The organism is Microbacterium sp. CCNWLW41, assembly GCF_037083505.1.
On the sequence record NZ_JBAOJP010000012.1, the window covers coordinates 43,656 to 62,571 of the forward strand.

At 71.8% G+C, this 18,916-nt stretch carries 19 protein-coding genes; 1 reads left to right on the forward strand and 18 read right to left on the reverse strand.

The annotated features are described in order from the left end of the window. The 11 genes from V6R91_RS31630 to V6R91_RS31680 form a co-directional block, all read right to left on the reverse strand. Complete coding sequence (locus V6R91_RS31630; RefSeq protein WP_336398657.1) at nt 1–744, reverse strand: sugar isomerase domain-containing protein; 744 nt, start codon at nt 742–744, stop codon at nt 1–3. Beyond that, complete coding sequence (locus tag V6R91_RS31635; RefSeq protein ID WP_336398658.1) at nt 741–2,096, reverse strand: hypothetical protein; 1,356 nt, start codon at nt 2,094–2,096, stop codon at nt 741–743. The genes V6R91_RS31630 and V6R91_RS31635 overlap by 4 nt, the downstream gene beginning before the upstream one ends. Then, nucleotides 2,093–2,899, reverse strand: a complete 807-nt coding sequence (locus V6R91_RS31640) for a GntR family transcriptional regulator (RefSeq protein ID WP_336398659.1) — start codon at nt 2,897–2,899, stop codon at nt 2,093–2,095. The genes V6R91_RS31635 and V6R91_RS31640 overlap by 4 nt, the downstream gene beginning before the upstream one ends. Further along, complete coding sequence (locus V6R91_RS31645) at nt 2,896–3,825, reverse strand: BadF/BadG/BcrA/BcrD ATPase family protein (RefSeq protein WP_336398660.1); 930 nt, start codon at nt 3,823–3,825, stop codon at nt 2,896–2,898. The genes V6R91_RS31640 and V6R91_RS31645 overlap by 4 nt, the downstream gene beginning before the upstream one ends. Further along, nucleotides 3,822–4,640 carry a carbohydrate ABC transporter permease gene (locus tag V6R91_RS31650; RefSeq protein WP_336398661.1) on the reverse strand — a complete coding sequence of 273 codons (819 nt, stop codon included), beginning with the start codon at nt 4,638–4,640 and terminating at the stop codon, nt 3,822–3,824. Before V6R91_RS31650 ends, V6R91_RS31645 begins: the two co-directional genes overlap by 4 nt. Continuing rightward, nucleotides 4,637–5,575, reverse strand: coding sequence for a carbohydrate ABC transporter permease (locus V6R91_RS31655; RefSeq protein WP_336398662.1), 939 nt, complete (start codon nt 5,573–5,575; stop codon nt 4,637–4,639). Before V6R91_RS31655 ends, V6R91_RS31650 begins: the two co-directional genes overlap by 4 nt. Next, on the reverse strand, nt 5,572–6,828 hold the full coding sequence (locus V6R91_RS31660) for an ABC transporter substrate-binding protein (protein WP_336398663.1): 1,257 nt from the start codon (nt 6,826–6,828) through the stop codon (nt 5,572–5,574). Before V6R91_RS31660 ends, V6R91_RS31655 begins: the two co-directional genes overlap by 4 nt. Before the next feature lie 80 nt (nt 6,829–6,908). Continuing rightward, a complete protein-coding gene (locus V6R91_RS31665; protein ID WP_336398664.1) occupies nt 6,909–8,345 on the reverse strand; it encodes a beta-N-acetylglucosaminidase domain-containing protein in 1,437 nt (478 codons plus the stop codon). 204 nt (nt 8,346–8,549) lie between these two features. After that, nucleotides 8,550–9,533 (reverse strand): diacylglycerol/lipid kinase family protein, encoded by a 984-nt coding sequence (locus V6R91_RS31670; RefSeq protein ID WP_336398665.1) that lies wholly within the window; start codon nt 9,531–9,533, stop codon nt 8,550–8,552. A 142-nt stretch (nt 9,534–9,675) separates the two neighbouring features. Then, nucleotides 9,676–10,509: an aldo/keto reductase gene (locus V6R91_RS31675; protein ID WP_336398666.1), complete on the reverse strand. Its 834-nt coding sequence runs from the start codon at nt 10,507–10,509 to the stop codon at nt 9,676–9,678. Nucleotides 10,510–10,544: 35 nt separating this feature from the next. Continuing rightward, nucleotides 10,545–11,735 carry an MFS transporter gene (locus V6R91_RS31680; protein WP_336398667.1) on the reverse strand — a complete coding sequence of 397 codons (1,191 nt, stop codon included), beginning with the start codon at nt 11,733–11,735 and terminating at the stop codon, nt 10,545–10,547. Between the two features lie 160 nt (nt 11,736–11,895). Here V6R91_RS31680 and V6R91_RS31685 point away from each other — a divergent pair, with 160 nt between their 5' ends. Then, nucleotides 11,896–12,342 (forward strand): MarR family winged helix-turn-helix transcriptional regulator, encoded by a 447-nt coding sequence (locus tag V6R91_RS31685; protein WP_271060715.1) that lies wholly within the window; start codon nt 11,896–11,898, stop codon nt 12,340–12,342. A gap of 43 nt (nt 12,343–12,385) precedes the next feature. Here V6R91_RS31685 and V6R91_RS31690 read toward each other — a convergent pair whose 3' ends face one another. From V6R91_RS31690 to V6R91_RS31720, 7 genes are all read right to left on the reverse strand, one after another. Continuing rightward, nucleotides 12,386–12,703: an SHOCT domain-containing protein gene (locus tag V6R91_RS31690; protein WP_219086875.1), complete on the reverse strand. Its 318-nt coding sequence runs from the start codon at nt 12,701–12,703 to the stop codon at nt 12,386–12,388. 126 nt (nt 12,704–12,829) lie between these two features. Further along, nucleotides 12,830–13,492 (reverse strand): response regulator transcription factor, encoded by a 663-nt coding sequence (locus V6R91_RS31695; protein ID WP_067244032.1) that lies wholly within the window; start codon nt 13,490–13,492, stop codon nt 12,830–12,832. A gap of 10 nt (nt 13,493–13,502) precedes the next feature. After that, nucleotides 13,503–14,696 carry a histidine kinase gene (locus V6R91_RS31700; RefSeq protein WP_271060714.1) on the reverse strand — a complete coding sequence of 398 codons (1,194 nt, stop codon included), beginning with the start codon at nt 14,694–14,696 and terminating at the stop codon, nt 13,503–13,505. Nucleotides 14,697–14,785: 89 nt separating this feature from the next. Next, nucleotides 14,786–15,781, reverse strand: a complete 996-nt coding sequence (locus tag V6R91_RS31705) for an SIS domain-containing protein (protein ID WP_336398668.1) — start codon at nt 15,779–15,781, stop codon at nt 14,786–14,788. Beyond that, complete coding sequence (locus tag V6R91_RS31710; protein ID WP_336398669.1) at nt 15,778–17,064, reverse strand: Gfo/Idh/MocA family protein; 1,287 nt, start codon at nt 17,062–17,064, stop codon at nt 15,778–15,780. Before V6R91_RS31710 ends, V6R91_RS31705 begins: the two co-directional genes overlap by 4 nt. A gap of 32 nt (nt 17,065–17,096) precedes the next feature. Next, nucleotides 17,097–17,921, reverse strand: a complete 825-nt coding sequence (locus V6R91_RS31715; RefSeq protein WP_336398670.1) for a carbohydrate ABC transporter permease — start codon at nt 17,919–17,921, stop codon at nt 17,097–17,099. Next, the gene (locus tag V6R91_RS31720; protein WP_336398671.1) at nt 17,921–18,913 is read right to left on the reverse strand and encodes a carbohydrate ABC transporter permease; all 993 of its coding nucleotides are present in this window, start codon (nt 18,911–18,913) and stop codon (nt 17,921–17,923) included. The genes V6R91_RS31715 and V6R91_RS31720 overlap by 1 nt, the downstream gene beginning before the upstream one ends. Between the last annotated feature and the right edge of the window lie 3 nt (nt 18,914–18,916).

Genomic DNA, 18,916 nt, shown 5'->3' on the forward strand with positions numbered 1-18,916 from the left:
TCACGCCTCGATCGGATGCACGCGCCCGGCATACGCGGCGAGCGGGTCGGCGTTGTGGCGATCGCCGTCCGGGAGGTTCATCGAGCGGAAGACCGGCGGAGTGCGGCCCTCGGCCAGGTAGGCGCGGGCGATGCCCTCGGTGAGAAGCTGCGCGACGATCACCCCGGCCAGGTTCGAGACCGCGCCCACTCGGACGCCGCCGCCGAGGTCCAGGGCCGCGTCTCCCGCCGGCGCGCCGTTGTCGATCACGACATCCGCGAGCTCGAACAGCTTCGTCCCCGACGCGTGTCGCGATGCGACGGACCGGCTGTGGGCCAGGGAGGTCAGAGCGACGACAGGCAGGCCTGCGTCCCGGACCATCATCGCGAACTCGACCACCGCCGCGTTGATCCCCGAGTTCGACGCGATAAGGAAGGCGTCCTCCTCGCGCGGAGCCGTGAGCGCGAACAACGGCGCCGCGATCGCGGGGTCGCGCTCCAGCAGGGGATCGGCGATGTCCTGCGCGCGGACGTCCCCCCGGAAGGCGAGATCGCTCAGACGCACGAGGTTCACCGGCGCGAGCCCGCCCGCGCGGCCGACCATCTCGTGCATCGGGATGCGCGCGTGGCCCGTCCCGAACACGTGCAGCACGCCGCCGGCCATCAGTCGCGGCGCGAGCAGGGAGACCGCCTCCTGGACGGCGGACCCCTGTCCCTCCGCGATCCGGTCGATCACATCGTGCGCCAGGCGGGGGTATTCGTTCATGAGAGCTCCTCGAGAAGATGGCGGATGCCGGTGACGACCGGGTCGATCGCCTCCGGGCCGAACAGGCTGGACAGCGCCTCGTAGGTCCCGAGCTCCGCCGCCCGCTCGTCGACGAAATAGCCGAGATAGCCGTCCGTGTAGCCGACGACCCGGGTGACCGGGACGGGGCTGCTCTCCCGGATCCGGCGCGCGACCTCCGAGAAGGGCTCGACCGGCAGGTGCACCCATGCCGCGTCCCCGATGCGGACGACCGACACCGGGAAGGGGACGGTGTCCGGGATCCCCGCCTCGATCAGTTCCTCCTGCACTCGCGAGCCGTCGACGCGCGACTGCGCCAACCGCACGCGGGGATCCAGCGGCGGGACCCCCGCGAGGCCCGCGCGCTCCGCTTCGATGGCGAGCCGGTCCGACGCCGCGCGCGCCGCGTCCGGGAACCGCCGCCGCGGCAGCGACAGCACGGCGGAGACGTGCCGAATGCACCCGCGCAGCTCACGCCCGTCATGGACGACGGCGTCGAGCACCGCGGATGCCGCGAACGCCCCCAGCCGCGCGACCTCGGCGGCGTCGTCGCCGCGCCGGGTGAACCGCGCGCTGACGTCCCCCGCTGCGCCCTGAAGGAACATCACGACCGGGTCGGGACCGGTCCGCTCCGCCGCCTCATCCCTCGCGGCGAGCGCGGCACGGAGGATCCGCCGCGCCGCACCCGGCCAGTCCGCCGACCAGCGGAGGTTCCCCGGGCCCAGCACGGTCGGGTGGGCGCCCACATCGAACAGCACGGCGCGGGGAGCGTCGTCGACCCCGCGAAGGACCAGGGCGCCCGCGGTGTCGTCGCGCGGTCCCTCGGGATCGAGGCGGTTCGCCGCCATCCCGGGGACGCGTCGCTCCGCCCAGGTGGCGCGGACGACCTCGGCGGGTGCGGCGAGCACCCGGTCGGCGAGCGCGCCGACCCGGAGGACGAGCTCGTCGGCGTCGCGGGCGATGACCTGGCCGGAATGCCCCGGAAGGATGCTCCCCACCCAGCCGCGCGGCGCCGAGTGCGTGTGAGAGGCGACCGTCCGCACCAGCAGGTCGCCGCCGCCGTGTCTCCGCGCCGCGTCCGAGACCGCGCCCCGGAGGCGGGCGGAGAGCTCCTGTGGCACGGCGATCGCGTCGAGCGTCAGCCATGCGACCCGCACGCCGGCATCCTCGAGGACGAGCAGCCCCGCTTCCAGCGGATCGAGGACGCCCGTGCTCTCGGCGTCCCGGCGGGCCTCGTACCCCGCCAGCGGCCCCGGGGTGCTCGGGGTGACGTCCATGGTCCCCGCCCTCAGCCTCAGCGTCGACTCCGGCACCATCGTGCTCGCGTCCTTCATGAGCTCTGCCTCCTTCCGTCCTGGGCTCCCGCAGGAGCGTCGCCCGCCCCATGGAGGAGCGTGATCCCGATCTCGTAACGGTCCGCGCGGTAGATCGACCGGCCGGTCTCGAAGACCCGCCCGGACGCGTCGGTACTGGTCATCTGCACCGTGAGACAGGGGTCATGGGCGGTGATCCCCAGCAGCGCCGCGTCCACCGCGCTCGGCAACTGACCCGCCGCCCGTCCGCTCGACGCAGCGCGGACCAGCCCCCACTCCGCGGCGAGGATCTCGTACAGGGACCCCTCCGCGAGGTCACGGTCCTCGAGGCCCGGGAACAGGGCCAGCGGGATGCTCACCCGCTCGACGCCGATCGGACGGCCGTCGAGCGCACGCAGCCGCCCGAGGGCGAGCACGGGATCGCCGGTCGGGATCTCCAGCAGTCGTGCCGTGCGTTCGTCGGCGCCGCGCACGGCGCGCTCGACGAGCGTGGTCTCGGGGCGTCCCTTGGCGGCGCGTGCCGCCAGGGTGTACGACGTGCCCCACTCCGGGACCAGCCGGGACTCGCGGGCGACGAACGTGCCGCGTCCTGGCTCCACCTCCACGACACCGTCGACAGCGAGCCGCCGGATCTCGGCGCGCACCGTCATCCGCGCGACGCCGAAATGGTCCGCCAGGCTCCGGTCGGAGGGCAACCGCGCGCCCGCGCCGAGCTCCACGGCCAGGGACTCGAGGCGCTCGCGGATCTGGTCCCCTCGCGGACGTTCGTCGGACAACGGCCCGCCGAGACCCGCCAGCGCCGCCTCGCTCCCGCGCGCGCTCACGGCGCGACTCCGCTGTCCGCCGGATGATCGACCGCGAGGAGGTCCGCATAGGGCCCGCCGACGATCTCGCGCGCCGACACCGCGGTGTCGCCGTGGGGATCGACCGGACGCAGGCCGATCGCGCCCACGGCCGGCATGAGGCGCGCGCCCACGGCCGGCGACGTGCCGAACCGGCCGGTGACGACGATCTCCGGGACACCGGCCGCCTCGGCCGCCATCCGAGCGGTCCCGACGAGCTCTTCGACCGCGTCGTCGAGAATCCGCGCGGCGTCGTCGTCGCCCGCGTCGGCGGCGGCGCAGACGTCTTCGGCGATGCCCGCCAGCAGAGCCGGCCACCGTTCGTCGGCCAGGACGCCACGGGCGGTGTCGAGGCCGAGCGGGCCGATCCGCGCCGCCACGGCGTCCCGAAGCGGGGTGCCGATGCCGGCGTCGACGGCCCGGTAGGCGGATCGCAGCGCCCGGCGGCCCACGTCGACGGCGGAGCCGCGGTCGCCGGACAACGGACCCCAGCCGTCGAAGCGCCGGAACGCCCCCGTGCCGGAGCGTGCGATCGCGATGACCCCCGTCCCGACGGACAGCAGCACCCCGGGCGCGTTCAGCCTCCGCGCATGTGCGAGCGTGCCGTCGTCGGTGACGGCGATCACGGCCGAGGGCACGGACGGACGCAGCACGCGGAACAGCGACGCCGTCTCGTGAGCCGTGAGCTCGCTCGTGGACCCGATCACCACTCGCTCCACGCGCACCGTCTGCTCCTGCGCCAGGAGCGCGGAGATCCCGCGCCCCAGGATCTCGCCGAGGTCGCCCCGCTGGGTGGGCGAGATCCCGGTCCCGGTCCGGGTCCGCAGGGAGGCACCGTGGTGGACTTCGAGGCGCAGGCCGGACTTTCCGAGATCCGCGAAGACGTCGGTCCCGCCGTCGCCTCTCACTTCTCGATCCCCGCGGTCAGCCCGCTGACGATCTGGCGCATCGCCAGCACGAAGAAGATGACCACGGGGGCGACGGCGATGACGATGCCCGCGTAGAGCATGCCCCGGTCCGCGCCGTACTCGCCGAAGAACGAGCTGATGCCGACGGGGATCGTGAAGTTCGCGTCGCTGCGCGTGAGCACCAGCGGCATGAAGAAGTCGTTCCAGATAGGACCGACGCTGAGGATCACGGCCGCAGCGACAGCAGGTCGCATCAGCGGCGTCATGACACTGAAGAACGTGCGGAAGTGCGAGGCGCCGTCGAGCATGGCCGCGTCCTCCAGCGTGTCCGGCAGCTGACGGTAGAACGTGGACAGGATGAGCACCATGAGCGGCGCCGCCTGCGCGGTGTAGACGAGCACGAGACCGCCGAGGCTGTCGATGAGGCCCCACCCGTCGTAGAGCTGCACCAGGGGGAGGATCCCGATCTTCAGCGGCACCATCAGCCCGAGCAGGAACACGGCCTGAACGACCGCGGCGAACGGGAAGCGCCATCGCCCGAGGGCGTACGCCGCCGGCAGGAACAGCACCAGGGCCAGGGCCAGAGAGATCGCGGTGACGAGGACCGAGTTGAGGAAGTAGGTCCCGATCGACCCCTCCTCCCATGCCCGTGCGTAGTTTCCCAGGAAGAACGACGAGGGCAGCCCCGTCGGGTTCGCCACGATCTCCGCGTTGGGCCGGAGCGATCCGACGAGGACGAGCAGGTTGGGCACGGCGGACACCGCCGCGGCGATCGCGAGGACGACGTACGTCCCGATCCGACCCGGGTTCTTCACGAGTACCTCCGTTCCACGCGGCGGAAGAAGCGCTGGATGCCGATCGTGACGACGAGGATCAGCACGAGCTGGACGAGAGAGAAGGCCCCCGAGAGCCCGAAGGCGTTCGGCGAGTTGCTGAACGACAGGCGGTAGAACAACGTCCCCATCACGTCCGCGGCGCCGCTCACGCCGCCGGCGCTGCCGCCGATCGCGAAGACGAGGTCGAAGAGGTTGAAGCACCCGATGAGCGTGAGGACCGTCACGATCGACACCGAGGAGACCAGCTGCGGCAGCTGGATCGACCAGGCGATGCGGAACGACGACGCCCCGTCGACGCGGGCCGCCTCGATCTGGTCCGCGGGGATCGCCGTCAGCCCCGCGCCGAAGATGAGCATCGTGACGCCGATCCACTGCCACGCGTTGATGAGGATGAGGATCGGCATGATCAGCGCCGGCGTCCCCAGCCAGGCGACCGGTTCGACGCCGAAGAACCCGAGGACCGCGTTGATCGCGCCGAAGCGCGGGGAGAGCAGCATCGACCACGCGTATCCGATGACCAGCGCGCTCATCAGGTACGGGATCGAGATGACCGTCTGGAAGAAGCGCTTCCCCCGCACGATGCCGTGGATCAGGAACGCGAGGACGAGGCCGACGCCGTTCTGCACGATCATGGTGCCGACGAAGAAGACGACGTTGTTGCCGATGGCGCGCAGGAACTGCCCCGCGTACGGCTCCAGGCCCATCAGCGCCACGAAGTTGTCGATCCCGACGAAGTCCTTCCGGACCGACCCGGCCCACGAGAAGAACCCGTTGGTGAGCGCGGCGCCGACGGGGTAGAGGAAGATGACGCCGTAGAGCAGGACGGCCGGTCCGACGAAGGCCAGGACGACCGGCCAGCGGGGGGAGCGGCGGTCGGCCCGCCGCTCCCCGCTCACGAAACGCGCGATCGTCACGGAGCCGGCTCGAACCACTGCGAGATGCCGGCCTGCACGTCCTTCCCCACCTGGGCGGCGGGGATGTCGCCGATCACCAGCTTCTGCAGTGATGCGTACTCGAGGGAGGTCCCCGTGGGGGTCCCGAAGTCGAATCCGACGTAGGTGAGGTAGGGGGTCGGGTTGGCCGCGAACGCCGCGGCGGACTCGGCCAGCAGCGGGTCCTTCGGCGTGACGCCGTCGACCGCGGGGATCGACAGCAGGTCGTCGGCGATCCTCTGCCCGAACTCCTCGGAGCCGACCCACGTCAGGAACTCCTCCGCCGCGTCGGCCTTGTCGCCGGTCAGTTTCGAGGACATGCCGATGGCGCCGTCCAGGTATCCCATCGCGAAGGGCTCACCGCCCGTGACCGAGGGAACCGTGAAGATCCCGAGCTCGGCGTCGGCCATGTCCTTCTGGAAGGCGGTCAGCTCCCAGATGCCGCCCGGGTAGAGCGCGGCCTCGCCCGAGACGAACAGGGCGTTGGCGTCGGCGTAGCTGAGTCCTTCGAAGCCCTTCGGGAAGTACTTCGTCAGGTCCTTCAGGGTCTGGTTCGCGCGGGTGTAGCCGTCGTCCTCGAACGTCGCGCTGCCGTCCATCAGCTTCTGGGAGAACTCCGGGCCGCCGTACTCGGCCGCCGCGAACAGGTCGCGGTAGATCGGGAGGATCCACGAGTCCAGCGCTCCCGCCGCCATCGGCGTGACGCCCTCGGCCAGCAGGGCGTCGTTCAGCGCGAGGAACTCGTCCCACGTCGTCGGCTCCGACAGCCCGAGGTCGTCCAGGACCGTCTTGTTGTAGACGACGTTCGCCGTGACGGACTGGAACGGAACGCCGTAGATCTTGCCGTCCTCCTGGCTGCGCACGCCGTCCACGAGGTTGGCCGGGATCTTCGCGAGGCCGGGGAACTCCTCCGGCAGCGTCGCGACGCCGCCCCCGGCGACGAGGGTCTGCAGGCCGCCGTAGGAGCGGAGCATCACCACGTCGGGTCCGGAGCTGCTGGACAGGCCGGTCTGCAGGATCTGGTTGTACTCCTCCGCCTTGTAGGACTTGTAGTCGACGCGGATCCCGTCGCCGGAGAAGCTCTCCATGAGCTCCTGCCAGGGGGCGTCGGTGCGCCAGCCCCACACCGTGAGCACGGTCTCCCCGCCGTCTCCCGCTCCGGAGCCGCCGGCCGCGCATCCGGCCAAGCCCGCCACCATCGTCGCCGCAGCGACGACGCTCAGAACTTTCCTCATCGAGGTTCCTCCCGTACTCCACGTCGAGCATTACAGGTCTAGTCCAGCTAGGGCGATGCTAATACAGGTCTAGTCCAGTGTCAACGAATCCCTCGGTCATGCGGGGGGACGTCGATGGCCGGCGTGCCGCCGGCCATCATCCCGCGGGCATACTCCGCCAGCGCGCGACCGGCGCCCGACGCGACCGACACGGTGCTCGCATGCAGCAGGGCGCCGCGCAGCGCCACCACGAGGTCGCCACGCTCCTCCCCGGACGAGCGCAGAGCGGCCACGGCGAGGGACACCAGATGACACTGACGTCCGAGCTCCACCAGCCAGGGCCGCAACTCCCACGTGAGCCGGCTCGGCCGAGCCCGCAACGTCACGAGCGCGTCCACATGGGAGGCGATCGCCTCCTCCAGCGCGTGCAGGACGCCCGGCTCAGGACCCTCGGCGAGCACGCGCCCGCAGGCCCGGGCGAGGCTCGAGGGCGCCGCGATCGGGGCACCCGAGCCGGGACCCGCCGCGTCGGCCAGCACCGCGAGCGCGTCCGGAGCCGTGTCGAGGCGCTCGACGGCGCGCCGCCAGGCGAGATCGGGATCGTAGGAGACCGGATCCGCCGCGAAGGCGAGGAGGGTCGAGGCCGCGGGGATCCCCGTCCACGGATCGAGGGCGAGGTTGGCCCCCATCCCCTGGAGAACCCCGGCCAGCGCGGCGTCCCTCGCCCGCAACGGCGCCAGCGGGAGGCGCCTCGGAGTCACGAGGTTGTCCAGACCCGCGGCGGAGACGTGGAGGACGTCGGCGCCGATGCCGTCCATGTCCCAGTCGTTCACGGGATAGTTGTCCCACAGCCAGAGCGGGTGGCCGAGCTCGTCCGCCACGCCCTGCGCCTCCCGGGCGGTGATCTCGTCGGAGATCACCGCGCGACCGGTCCAGATCACCGGGACCTCGGCGGGGAATCCGGCGCCGAACGCCCGCCGGTACGAGGACGGCTCCGCCCCCCAGTAGTGGAGCGGGCAGACGATCAGGCGGTGGTGCCCGACCGCCTCGCCCACCGCGCGGACCACCGCGGCATGCGCCGCGGCGAGCGGATGCGCGGCGTCCGCGAACACCTCGGCCGCCTGCGCGTCCAACCCGTGGGTCAGGTCATCGAAAGCGATGAGCACGCGCTCGAATCCGAGCGCGAACACGGAGTCGATCTTGCCGACCAGCTCGGCCAGGTCTTCGGGGTCGGTCAGCCGCATGCCCCGCTCGGGCTCGAGCGGCGCCGACGGCGACACCCGCCAGATCGGCTCGACCCCGAGGGCGCGGGCCGCGGTCGCGAAGTCGGCGAGGACCTCGCCCTCCACGCCGTCGTAGCGGTCGCGCCACAGCCCGCCGGTGCGCCGATCCGCCGAGGGCCCGTAGACGTAGGCGTTCGCGCCGGCCTCGGCGGCGTGCTCCAGGACGGAGATGCGGTCCTGAGGGACCCATCGCTCCCCGTAGAAGCACTCGTTGACCGAGCGCACGGGAATGGCGGACCCAACGGGCGGATGCATGACGAACTCCCTGCGACGATGGCCAAATAGTGGACTAGTCCACAACCTAGGCCACGCCCTCCGGGGCGTCAAGGATCGCTTCCCGGAACGCGTCGCCCCCGCCCGCGAAACCCCCTCGACGCGCCGAGACCCCCTCCCAGATACGTATCTGGGAGGGGGTCTCGGCGGGGGAAGGGGGTCTCGCGCCCGGCAGCGCGCCCGGCGTCAGCGGACGCGGATCGCGGCGGGCTGCACGGTGATCGCGATGCGCGTCACCTCACCGATGTCGTCGCCGTCGATCTCGAACACGCGCGGCTCGTCCAGCTCCACGACCGCCGAGGTGAGCCGGCGGTGCACCATGCTGTCGCTGCTGGCCGCACGCTCCTCTCCCCCGGACAGCAGGCGCTTGAGCCCGTTGTCCCACACCATGGTGCGCAGCGTGTCCATCCACCCGGCGATGCCGTCGGCGTTCAGCGCCAGGAGGTCGAGCCGCCCGTCGGAGGGGTCCGCGTCGGGCAGGAGGGTGATGCCGCCCTGCAGGGTCCCGCAGTTGCCGACGATGAAGGTGTGGGCCTTCTCCTCCACCGGATCCGCGTCGTCCATCGCCACGCGGAGGTCGATGACCTCGCTCGCGGCCACCGCACGACCGAGCGACTCCACGTACGCGAGCCAGCCGGCCTTGTCCTTGAGGTCGTCGTCGGTCTCCGTGATCATGTGCGCGTCGATCCCGAATCCGGCCATGACGGCGAAGGCGTAACGCCCCGACTCGCCCTCCGGCTCGGGGTCCTCCTCGGGCACCTCGCCCGGAGCGAAGACGACCTCGGCCCAGCCGACGTCGATCGCCTGCGCGTCGCTCGTCAGCGCACGGCCGAACGCCCCCGGCAGGTCGTTCAGGGGGACGCCGAGGTTGCGCGCGAGCAGGTTCCCGGTGCCGAGGGGGATCACGGCGAGGTCCGCCTCGGTCTCCGTGTCCGCCAGCTGCTCGGCCACCGCGCGCACCGTGCCGTCGCCGCCGGCCGCCGCCACCACGTCGGCTCCGGCGTCGAGGGCCGCCTGGGCCGCGGCGCGACCGGGGTCGTCCTCCGCGGTCTCGTGCCAGCTGACCGAGACGCCCTCCGCACCGCCGAGTGCGGTCTCGAGGGCCGATTCCAGCGTCTCCCGATCGGTCTTCGACGGGTTCCAGACGATGCCGATGTGCTTCGTGGTCATGTGCGCGCCTCTCCTCGGAACGGGACGGTTCACCTCTCGCCCGCCATTCTGCCCCGCCGCCCGCTCGGACCGCTCGCGGGAGCACGAGATATACCGGACGACCGCGGCGGTATGCACCGGACGACCGCGGCGGTGCGCCCGCTCAGCCCTCGAAGCGGTCCGGGTGCGGGCCCGTGCGCCCGTCGCGTTCGAGGGCATCGATCGCCGCGAGCTCCTCGGCCGACAGGTCCCCGTCGAACACGTCGAGGTTCTCCGCGATGCGTACGGGGGTGACCGACTTCGGGATCACCACACGACCCTGCTGAAGGTGCCACCGCAGCACCACCTGCGCCGGCGTCTTGCCGTGGCGTTCGGCGATCTCGACGATCGCGCGCTCGCGGAGCACCGCCCCCTGGGCCAGCGGGCTCCACGCCTCCGTCACGATCCCGCGCGCCGTGTTCGCCGCGACGACGGCGCGGTTCTGCAGCGCGGGGTGCAGTTCGACCTGGTTCACGGCCGGCACGATCCCCGCCTCCGCGGCGATCCGGTCCAGGTGCGCGGGCTCGAAGTTCGACACGCCGATGGCGCGCACCCGCCCGTCCGCGTACAGCCGCTCCAGCGCCCGCCACGTCTCCGGGTAGGTCCCCCTCGCCGGGGCCGGCCAGTGGATGAGGAACAGGTCGAGCCGGTCCAGCCCGAGACGATCGAGCGCCGCATCGTAGGCGCGGAGCGTCGCGTCGTAGCCGTGGTCGCTGATCCACACCTTGGAGGTGACGAACAGCTCGTCGCGCGGCAGCCCGGACGCGGCGAGCGCGCGGCCCACGCCGGTCTCGTTGCCGTAGACCGCGGCCGTGTCGATGCTGCGGTACCCGGCGGCGAGCGCGGTCTCGACCGCGGCGGCGGTCTCGCCGTCCGGCACCTGGAACACGCCGAATCCGAGCTGCGGCATCGGGACGCCGTTGTTCAGCGCGACGGTGGGGATGGTGAGGGTGGTCATGACGGTCTCCTTGTGAGAGTTCGGGGACGGGAGGATCAGTGCGCGGCCGCGGGGAGCGGACCGGTGGCGGCAGGGGCGACGACGCGTCGCGCCAGGACGGCGGCGATCGCCATCAGGACCAGCGAGGACGCCGTGATGGCGGCGCCGATCCAGATCGGGGAGGTGTAGCCGAGACCGGCCGCGATGCCGACGCCGCCGGCCCAGGCGCCGAGGGCGTTCCCGACGTTGAAGGCGCCGATGTTCGCCCCGGAGGCGAGCGTGGGCGCGCCGCCGGCGTAGGTCATGATCCGGCTCTGCAGACCGGGGACGGTGCCGAAGCCGAACCCGCCCATGAGCACGAGGATCACGATGGTCGCCGGCTGCGAGCCGGCGAGCGCGCCGAACGCCGCGAGGACGACCACGAGGAGCGCGATGAACGCCAGGAGCGTGCCGTCGATCGACCGGTCGGCGAGGCGTCCGCCCACGGCGTTGCCCACGACCAGGCCGAGCCCGAACAGCACGAGCAGCCACGGGACGGCGCTGCTCGCGAACCCGGAGACCTCGGTCAGCGTGTACGCGATGTACGTGAAGGCGCCGAACATGCCGCCGTAGGCGAGGACGGTCACCCCGAGCGACAGCCAGACCTGCGCCGACCGGAAGGCCCTCAGCTCGCCGCGCAGGCTCACGGGCGCGGCCGGCTCGCGCGGCGCCGGCACGAGCAGCGCGATGCCGAGGAACGCGACGACGCCGATGGCGACGATAGCCCAGAACGTGGAGCGCCACCCGAGCTGCTGGCCGAGGAACGTGCCGAACGGCACGCCCAGGACGTTGGCGGCGGTCAGCCCGGTGAACATGAGGGCGATCGCGCGCCCCTTCCTGGCCGGCTCGACGAGCTCGGCCGCGACGACCGCGCCGATCCCGAAGAAGGCCCCGTGGCAGAGGGCCGCGATGATGCGCCCCGCCATCGCCAGACCGTAGTCCGGGGCGACGGCGGTGAGCGCGTTGCCGACGATGAACAGCACGACGAGCCCCAGGAGGACGGGCTTGCGCGGCAGCCGCGTCGTGGCGGCGGTGAGTCCCAGCGCACCGACCACGACGCTCAGCGCGTATCCCGAGATGAGCCAGCCCGCCGTCGCCTCGCTGACCGCGAAGTCGCGGGCGACGTCGGGCAGCAGCCCCATGATGACGAACTCCGTGAGTCCGATGCCGAACGCTCCGATGGCGAGCGCGACGAGTCCGAGTGGCATGTGATCGCTCCTGTGGACCCTGCGGAGGGGCCCTGCTAAAGTAGTTGCAGACGCGGGATATTGCGTCCGAGAAGCAATGATTGCACACGCAATTAATCGGCGCAAGCAACGACTTCGACGGATCCCGCGGGCGGCCACGCCGAGGAGCACAGGAGGAGCCATGGGCATCGCAGACGACGCGGTCGAGATCCGCGCCCGGGGCTGGCGCACCCTCGCCGCGCTCCACAACCTCATCGACGCCGAGCTGGAGCGCGCGCTGTCCGCCGTCTCCCTCTCGGTCGTCGAGTACACCGTGCTCGACGCGCTCAGCCGCCAGGACGGCTGGCACATGCGCATGCAGCAGCTCGCCCGGGCCGCCGCGCTGAGCCCGAGCGCGACCACCCGCCTCGTCACCCGGCTCGAGGATCGCGGGCTCCTCACCCGCATCCTCTGCGCGGACGACCGCCGCGGGATCTACACGGAGCTCACCCCGGCAGGACGAGCGCTCTACGACCGGGCACACCCGATCCACGACGAGGCGCTCGAGCGCGTCCTCGGCGACGCGATCGAGCAGCCCGAGCTCGCCCCGGTCGTCCACGCGCTCCAGGCCGCCCCCGTCTCGGTCTGAGTCGGCCGGGCGGGAGCCGCCCGGCCGACTCGGCCGCCCGTCCTCACTCGGGCCTGTGGGCGCGCAGCACCTCCAGGCGCGCGCGGTACTCCGTCTCGTCGACCTCGCCCTTCGCGAAGCGATCGGCGAGGATCTGCTCCGCCGTGCGACCCGGCGCGGCCCAGGGCGCACGCCCGCCGTCCGGCGTCGCCCAGGGACCGGGGCCCCAGGGCCCGCCGAACCTCCGGCGACGGACGATCAGCGTGATGAGGAGCCCGACGATGATGAGGAACATCACCGGGCCGATGAGAAAGAACGGCCAGAACGGGGCGACGCCCCAGGTTCCGGCGTGTGCGGCGACGACCGCGGGTGTTGCGAGCATGATGCCCATCCTTCGATCCGATCGGCCGCGTCTCGGCCGATGGGTCCAGACTCGCGACCGAGGACGTGATCCGAATCCGGCCGGGGGAGCGATCCTCGCTGCTCCTCCGGGAGTACGACGGGGCGCCTACTGCCAGCCCGGAGCGACCAGGCCCGTCTCGTAGGCGGTCACCACGAGGTGGACCCGGTCCCGCGCATGCAGCTTCGACATGATCCGGGAGACGTGGGTCTTCGCGGTCAGGGGGCTGAGAAAGAGCCGCGCCGCGATCTCGTCGTTCGTCAGTCCCATCCCGACCAGCCGCAGCACCTCCCGCTCCCGCTCGGTGATCCCCGCCAGCGCGGCGGTGTCCGGCGCCTCGCGGAGCCCGACGGCGAGGCGGTCGAGCAGCTTCCGGGTGACGCCGGGGGACAGCAGGGCATCGCCGTCGGCGACCGCGCGCACCGCGCGCACGAGGTCGGCCGGCTCGGTGTCCTTCACCAGGAACCCCGCCGCCCCGGCACGGACGGCCCGCGCCACGTATTCGTCGAGCTCGAAGGTCGTCACGATCACGACGTGGACCCCGGACAGGCGCGGGTCCGCGGCGATCTCCTCGGTGGCCCAGAGCCCGTCCCCCTCCGGCATCCGGATGTCCATGAGCACCACGTCGACAGGGACGTCGCGGATCGCGGCCAACAACTCGCGCCCGCCGGCCGCCTCCGCGACGACCTCGATGCCGTCCTCCGCGTCGAGCAGCGCCCGGAACCCCGCGCGGACCAGCAGCTGATCGTCGGCGAGCGCCACCCGGATCACGATCCCCTCCTCACGTCGCCCTCCCCCACGGCAGCGTCGCCGTCACGACGGCCCCGCCGCCGGGTGCATCGGCGAACGCGATGCGCCCGCCCAGCAGCGCCGCCCGCTCCCGCATCCCGAGCACGCCCCCGTGCCCGGCGACCCGCGGCTCGGCCCCGCCGAATCCGCGCCCGTCGTCCGCGACGGTCACGACCAGGACCGGATCCGGGTCCTCGCGCCGCTCCAGTGTCACCCGGATGCGGGACGCGCCGGCGTGCCGGACGGCGTTCGTCAGTGCCTCCTGCGCGATCCGAAAGCCCGCGAACTGGGTCGCCCGGCTCGGCGCTCGGCCGGCCAACCGGTCGTCCAGCACGATGTCGACCTCCGGTGCCGTCAGCCCGGAGACGAGACGCGCGATCTCCGCGAGCTCGGCCTGCGGGACCAACGGAGCGTCACCGTCGCGCAGGACGCCCAGCACGCCGCGCACCTCTTCGAGCGCGAGCTTCGACGTCTCCTTGACGTTCGCCAGGGCGCTGCGCGCCTGCTCCGGATCGGTGTCGAACAGGTGCAGGCCCACCCCCGCCTGCACGTTCATCTGCGACAGCGCGTGGCCGAGGACGTCGTGGAGCTCCCGCGCGATCCGGACCCGCTCCCGCTCCTCGGCGCTCTGCTGCCGCCGCACGGCCTCGGCCCTCATCGCGGCCCGGCGTTCGCCGCGCGTGCGCAGGAAGGCGCCGATCCCGAAGCACAGCCCGAGCGCCACGGTCGCCGCGACGATGACGCCCGGGAACCAGGTGCGGCCGATGGCGAGCCCGGCGAGGATCGCGGACGCCCACCCGACGCCCACGGACACGGCCGCCCAGACGACGGCCCCGCGGGCGACCGCGCCCACCACCGCGAACCCGAGCGCGAGGTACGGCGGGCCGGGGACCGGGGTCGTCAGGACGTCCGCGAGAGCGAGCCCGGCGACGACGGCCACGACCGGCCCGGGCAGCCGCCGCGCGGCGAGCAGCGTCAGCGGTCCGGCGACCGCCAGCACGACGTGCAGGACGGACGGCCAGAGGGGATCCGTCACGCCCAGTCGCGCCGTCGTCCAGATCGCGGCGGGCAGCTGCACGAACAGGCTCAGCACCACCGGCGCGATCAGGCGGAACCGGGGCGACCGGTTCCACGGCGGTCCCCACGGCTCCCCCGCGTCGACGCGGTGACGCTGCGGATCCGACATCCTCCGATGCTATTCCCGCGTCCTCGCGTGCGGATCCCTCCGCGGGAGCCGGGGACCGTACTCCCCAGGGAGTACGGTCCGACCGCCCGTCAGACGACGAGCTTGGTGTCCTGCCGGACGAAGACGGACGCGTCGACGGACGTTCCACGCGCCGACGCCGTCAGGGACAGCAGCTCCTGGAGGACGCACACCTCCACGAGCGCGCGCTGGCATGGTGTCAGGCCGCCGGGGACCCGGACGGCGGGACCGGCCTCCGCATCCACAGACGTCCGCGTGGTCAACAGCAGCGTGGCCTCGGTCCGCTCGCGCAACTGAACGGCGAGCTGAGCCTCCCGCTCGTCGCCCAGCAGGACATGCGACACCGCCCCGCCGGCGATGTCCATCGGTCCGTGGAGGTACGCCCTCGTACCGAACGCTGTGCTCGGCACCAGCGGGCCTTCACGCAGCAGCAGCGCGAACGCCTCGGCCGCGGTCATGTCCTCCGCAGACGCCGTGACATCCGCGGACCCTGCGGCCAGGTGCCGCGCCGCGAAGGCCTGCAGGACCGGACGCGCCTGCGCGGACGCCGCCGCCGCGATCTCCGGCATACGGCGCCAGGAGATCTCCGGCACGACCCCCGCCCACTTCTCCGCGAGCAGGGACAGGGCCACGAACGTCGTCACGAACCCCACGGTGGAGACCCGGCTGTCCTCCCCACCGCCGAGGGTCAGTCGATGCGGAGCGATGTGGGTCAGCGGGCTCTCCTCGGCGTTCGTGACCGCGAGGACCGGAATGCCCGCGGCCACGAACCGGGTGGCGAGATCTGCGGTCTCGACGCTCCGCCCGCTCTGCGACACCGCCACCACCGCATCCGGACCACGCTCGGGCACACGCCGAAGGTCGGAGCAGTCGCTGCGCATCGCCGTCAGCCCCGACGAGCGCAGCACCTGCAGCGGGGTCGCGAGGGCTGCATGGCTCGCGCCGATCCCCGCGAGCAGCACCGCGGATCCCGCACCCACCGACGGCACCTCGGCCGCGGCCGAGCGGGCGATCACGAGATCGAGTCCGTCGAACTGACGCGTGCGTCCCTCCTCGAAACCGATCATCGCGGCCCGCCCTCGTGCTGCGCGGCGCGCGGACGCCATTCCCGACGGGCGACGGCGGGTACGTAGTCGTCGAGCTCCACGGGGAAGCGTACGACGGTGCTCGTCTCCGCCGCGTAATAGGCGGCCATCAGCAGCTCCGTGACGGCGACGCCGCTGCGCAGAGACTCCACCGTCTGCTCGCCGCGCGCGAAGGCGCGCACGAGGTGCGTGTTCTCCGCGACGTAGCCGTACGACGCCGGCTCATCGGCGATCACCGGCATGAGACCCTGCTCGGCGTTCTGCTTCTCGATCATGTCCTCGCCCGCCTCCTGAGCGATGTCCCGGGACAGGAACATCTGACCGTCGCCGGTCAGCGAGTTCGCCGACATCGAGTACTCGGGGCCGAGCAACTCGAAGGACAGCCGCATCCCTGCGCCGACGTAACCCCAGGAGGTCGTCGCCTCGACGATCACCGGTTCTCCGTCTCCGTTGCGAAAGACGAAGGTCGCGTTCGCGTAGTCCTCCGACGGGGTGTCCCGATAGTCCTGCACACCCGGGAAGCGCTCCTCGAGCTGACGCGCGTAGTGGTCGCGCCCCCAGCGCAGCGACGCGATCGTGGCGGTGACCGACACGGGCTCGAGCCACTCATCGGGATCGACCCCGGGCGGAGTGAGCAGGAATCGCCCGGCCTCGACGGAGTGGCACATCAGGTCGTTCAGCACCCCGCCGCCCTGCAGCTCGCTGTCCCAGAACCACTGGGAGTGCGGACCGGAGTGCTCCTCGAGGCACCGGGCGAGGTAGGGCGATCCAGCCGGCCCCGCACCGCGGGCCCAGACGAGGTCCCGGGTCCGGGTGAGCCGCGGCGCGTACACCTGGTTCTCCAGATAGCCGTGCAGGATCCCGGCCCGCTCGACCGCGGCCAGCACCGCCTTCGCCTCCCGGAGGTTGCGTCCGAGCGGCTTCTCGACGGCGATGCCCTTCAGACTCCCCCGGCCGCTGACGATCTCGGCGCAGATGGCCTCGACCACCTCGACCCGGGTCTCGTTCGGCGTGAGCACCCAGATGGCGTCGACGCGAGGATCCTGGACGAGGGCGGCCACGTCGTCGTAGGCGCGAACGCCCTCGCCGACGCCGAGGGACTCGGCGAAGCGCGCGAGGTCCTCGGCCTTGCTCTTCGTGCGCGAGGAGACGGCGACGATGTCGGACCCGCGAACCGCCTGCCACGAGCGGACATGGAAGCGGGCGATGAACCCGGCGCCGACGATGCCGATGCCGAGGTTCGGGGTGCGGGAGGTGTCGGACATGAGGCTCCTTTTCAGAGGGAGGGGACGGGGGATCAGCCCTTGACGCCGGTGAGGGTGATGCCCTCGACGAACGTCTTCTGAGCGAAGAAGAAGACGATGACGACGGGGATCGTCGCCAGCATCGTGACGGCCATGGTGATGCCCCAGTCCGTGGAATGGGACCCGTGGAAGCTCGCCAGACCGAACGACACCGTCCAGTTCTCGGAGTACTCCGAGGCGTACAGCAGCGGTCCGTAGTAGTCGTTCCAGCAGGCGAAGAACGTGAAGATCGATGCGGCGGCGATCCCGGGCTTGGCCATCGGCACGATGACGCGCAGCAGGATCCCCCAGTCTCCGTTGCCGTCCATGCGGGCGGCGTCGACGTACTCCGCGGGCATCGCCAGGAAGAACTGCCGCAGCAGGAAGATCGAGAAGGCGCTGCCGAACAGGTGCGGGAGGATCAGCGGCCACAGGGTCCCGGTCAGCCCGAGTGAGGACCACATCACGTACAGCGGAACCTGTGTGACCTGCGGCGGCAGCAGCATCGCCACGATGACGAGGAAGAACACGATGTTGTCGCCGCGGAACCGGTACTTCGCCAGGACGAACGCCATGGGCACCGACGAGACGAGCATGAACAGCGTCGCCAGGGTCGCATACAGCAGCGAGTTCCCGAACCACACGAGCAGCGGCGCGGCCGTGAACGCGCCCGCGTAGTTCTCCCACGCCCACGGGTCCGGCCACACCGCGCCGGTCAGGGTCTGGTGGGACCCCATGAACGAGGTGAGCAGGACGAAGCCGATCGGCAGCAGGAACATCACGGCGAGCGCGACGAGCAGGGCGTGCTCGCCGATCCAGAACAGGATCCGACGGGCCATCAGCGCGGCCCCTTCCCCGCGAATGCGCCGAGGCGACGCAGCAGCAGCGCCATGACGGCGGCGGCGACGATGAACAGGATCACGGCCAGGGCCGCGGAGTAGCCCAGCTGGAAACTGGAGAAGCCCTGCAGATACATCCACTGCGTGAAGGTCAGCAGAGAGTCGTTCGGGTAGCCGATCAGGGCCTCCGTGCCGGACCCGATCCCCGTGGAGCCGTTGGCGACGCTCGACGCGACCGCCGCCTCGGTGAAGTACTGCAGCGAGCCGATGATGCCTGTCACGAGGGCGAAGAGCAGAACCGGCGAGATGTTCGGCAGCGTCACGAAGCGGAACCGCTGCCAGCCGTTCGCCCCGTCGAGGGACGCAGCCTCGTACTGATCGCGGGGCACGTCCAGCAGGGCGGCGAGCAGGATCACCATGATGTCGCCCATCATCCAGATGCCCAGCAGCAGCAGCGAGGGCTTGGACAAGGCCGGGTCATTGAACCAGAGCGGTCCCTGGATCCCCAGGGCGCGCAGGATCGTGTTGACCGGCCCCGACCCCGGATTGAAGAGGAAGACGAAGGCGACGACGCTCGCCACCGGCGGCACGAGCGCAGGGACGTAGAACAGCGTGCGCCACACGCCGCTCGCGCGCTTGCGACGGGTCAGCAGCAGCGCGATGCCGAGTGCGCAGAGGATCCGCACCGGGACGAGGAACACGACGAACCACAGAGTGTTGAGCGCCGCGGTGCCCACCCGGCTGTCCTGACTGAACATGTACTCGTAGTTGCGCAGGCCGATCCAGATCGGCTCGCTGACGAGGTCGTAGCTGGTGAAGGAGTAGAAGACGTTCGCGGCCAGCGGGTACACGAAGAAGACCAGCAGGCCGATCAGCCCGAGCCCGAGCATCGTCCACATCGCCCAGCGCGGTCGGCGCCGGCCGCGAGGGGCGTCCCCGGCGGCCCGGCCCGAGAGCCGGGCCGCCGGGGAGGAAACGAGTGTCGCCGTCATCGC

Excerpts from the sequence above, each read along its gene's own strand:
- V6R91_RS31685 (WP_271060715.1), top strand. The coding sequence starts at position 11,896 with ATGGGCATCGCAGACGACGCGGTCGAGATCCGCGCCCGGGGCTGGCGC.
- V6R91_RS31705 (WP_336398668.1), bottom strand. The coding sequence starts at position 15,781 with ATGATCGGTTTCGAGGAGGGACGCACGCGTCAGTTCGACGGACTCGAT.
- V6R91_RS31720 (WP_336398671.1), bottom strand. The coding sequence starts at position 18,913 with ATGACGGCGACACTCGTTTCCTCCCCGGCGGCCCGGCTCTCGGGCCGG.
- V6R91_RS31690 (WP_219086875.1), bottom strand. The coding sequence starts at position 12,703 with ATGCTCGCAACACCCGCGGTCGTCGCCGCACACGCCGGAACCTGGGGC.
- V6R91_RS31680 (WP_336398667.1), bottom strand. The coding sequence starts at position 11,735 with ATGCCACTCGGACTCGTCGCGCTCGCCATCGGAGCGTTCGGCATCGGA.
- V6R91_RS31710 (WP_336398669.1), bottom strand. The coding sequence starts at position 17,064 with ATGTCCGACACCTCCCGCACCCCGAACCTCGGCATCGGCATCGTCGGC.
- V6R91_RS31635 (WP_336398658.1), bottom strand. The coding sequence starts at position 2,096 with ATGAAGGACGCGAGCACGATGGTGCCGGAGTCGACGCTGAGGCTGAGG.
- V6R91_RS31630 (WP_336398657.1), bottom strand. The coding sequence starts at position 744 with ATGAACGAATACCCCCGCCTGGCGCACGATGTGATCGACCGGATCGCG.
- V6R91_RS31700 (WP_271060714.1), bottom strand. The coding sequence starts at position 14,696 with ATGTCGGATCCGCAGCGTCACCGCGTCGACGCGGGGGAGCCGTGGGGA.
- V6R91_RS31715 (WP_336398670.1), bottom strand. The coding sequence starts at position 17,921 with ATGGCCCGTCGGATCCTGTTCTGGATCGGCGAGCACGCCCTGCTCGTC.
- V6R91_RS31665 (WP_336398664.1), bottom strand. The coding sequence starts at position 8,345 with ATGCATCCGCCCGTTGGGTCCGCCATTCCCGTGCGCTCGGTCAACGAG.
- V6R91_RS31660 (WP_336398663.1), bottom strand. The coding sequence starts at position 6,828 with ATGAGGAAAGTTCTGAGCGTCGTCGCTGCGGCGACGATGGTGGCGGGC.
- V6R91_RS31670 (WP_336398665.1), bottom strand. The coding sequence starts at position 9,533 with ATGACCACGAAGCACATCGGCATCGTCTGGAACCCGTCGAAGACCGAT.
- V6R91_RS31675 (WP_336398666.1), bottom strand. The coding sequence starts at position 10,509 with ATGACCACCCTCACCATCCCCACCGTCGCGCTGAACAACGGCGTCCCG.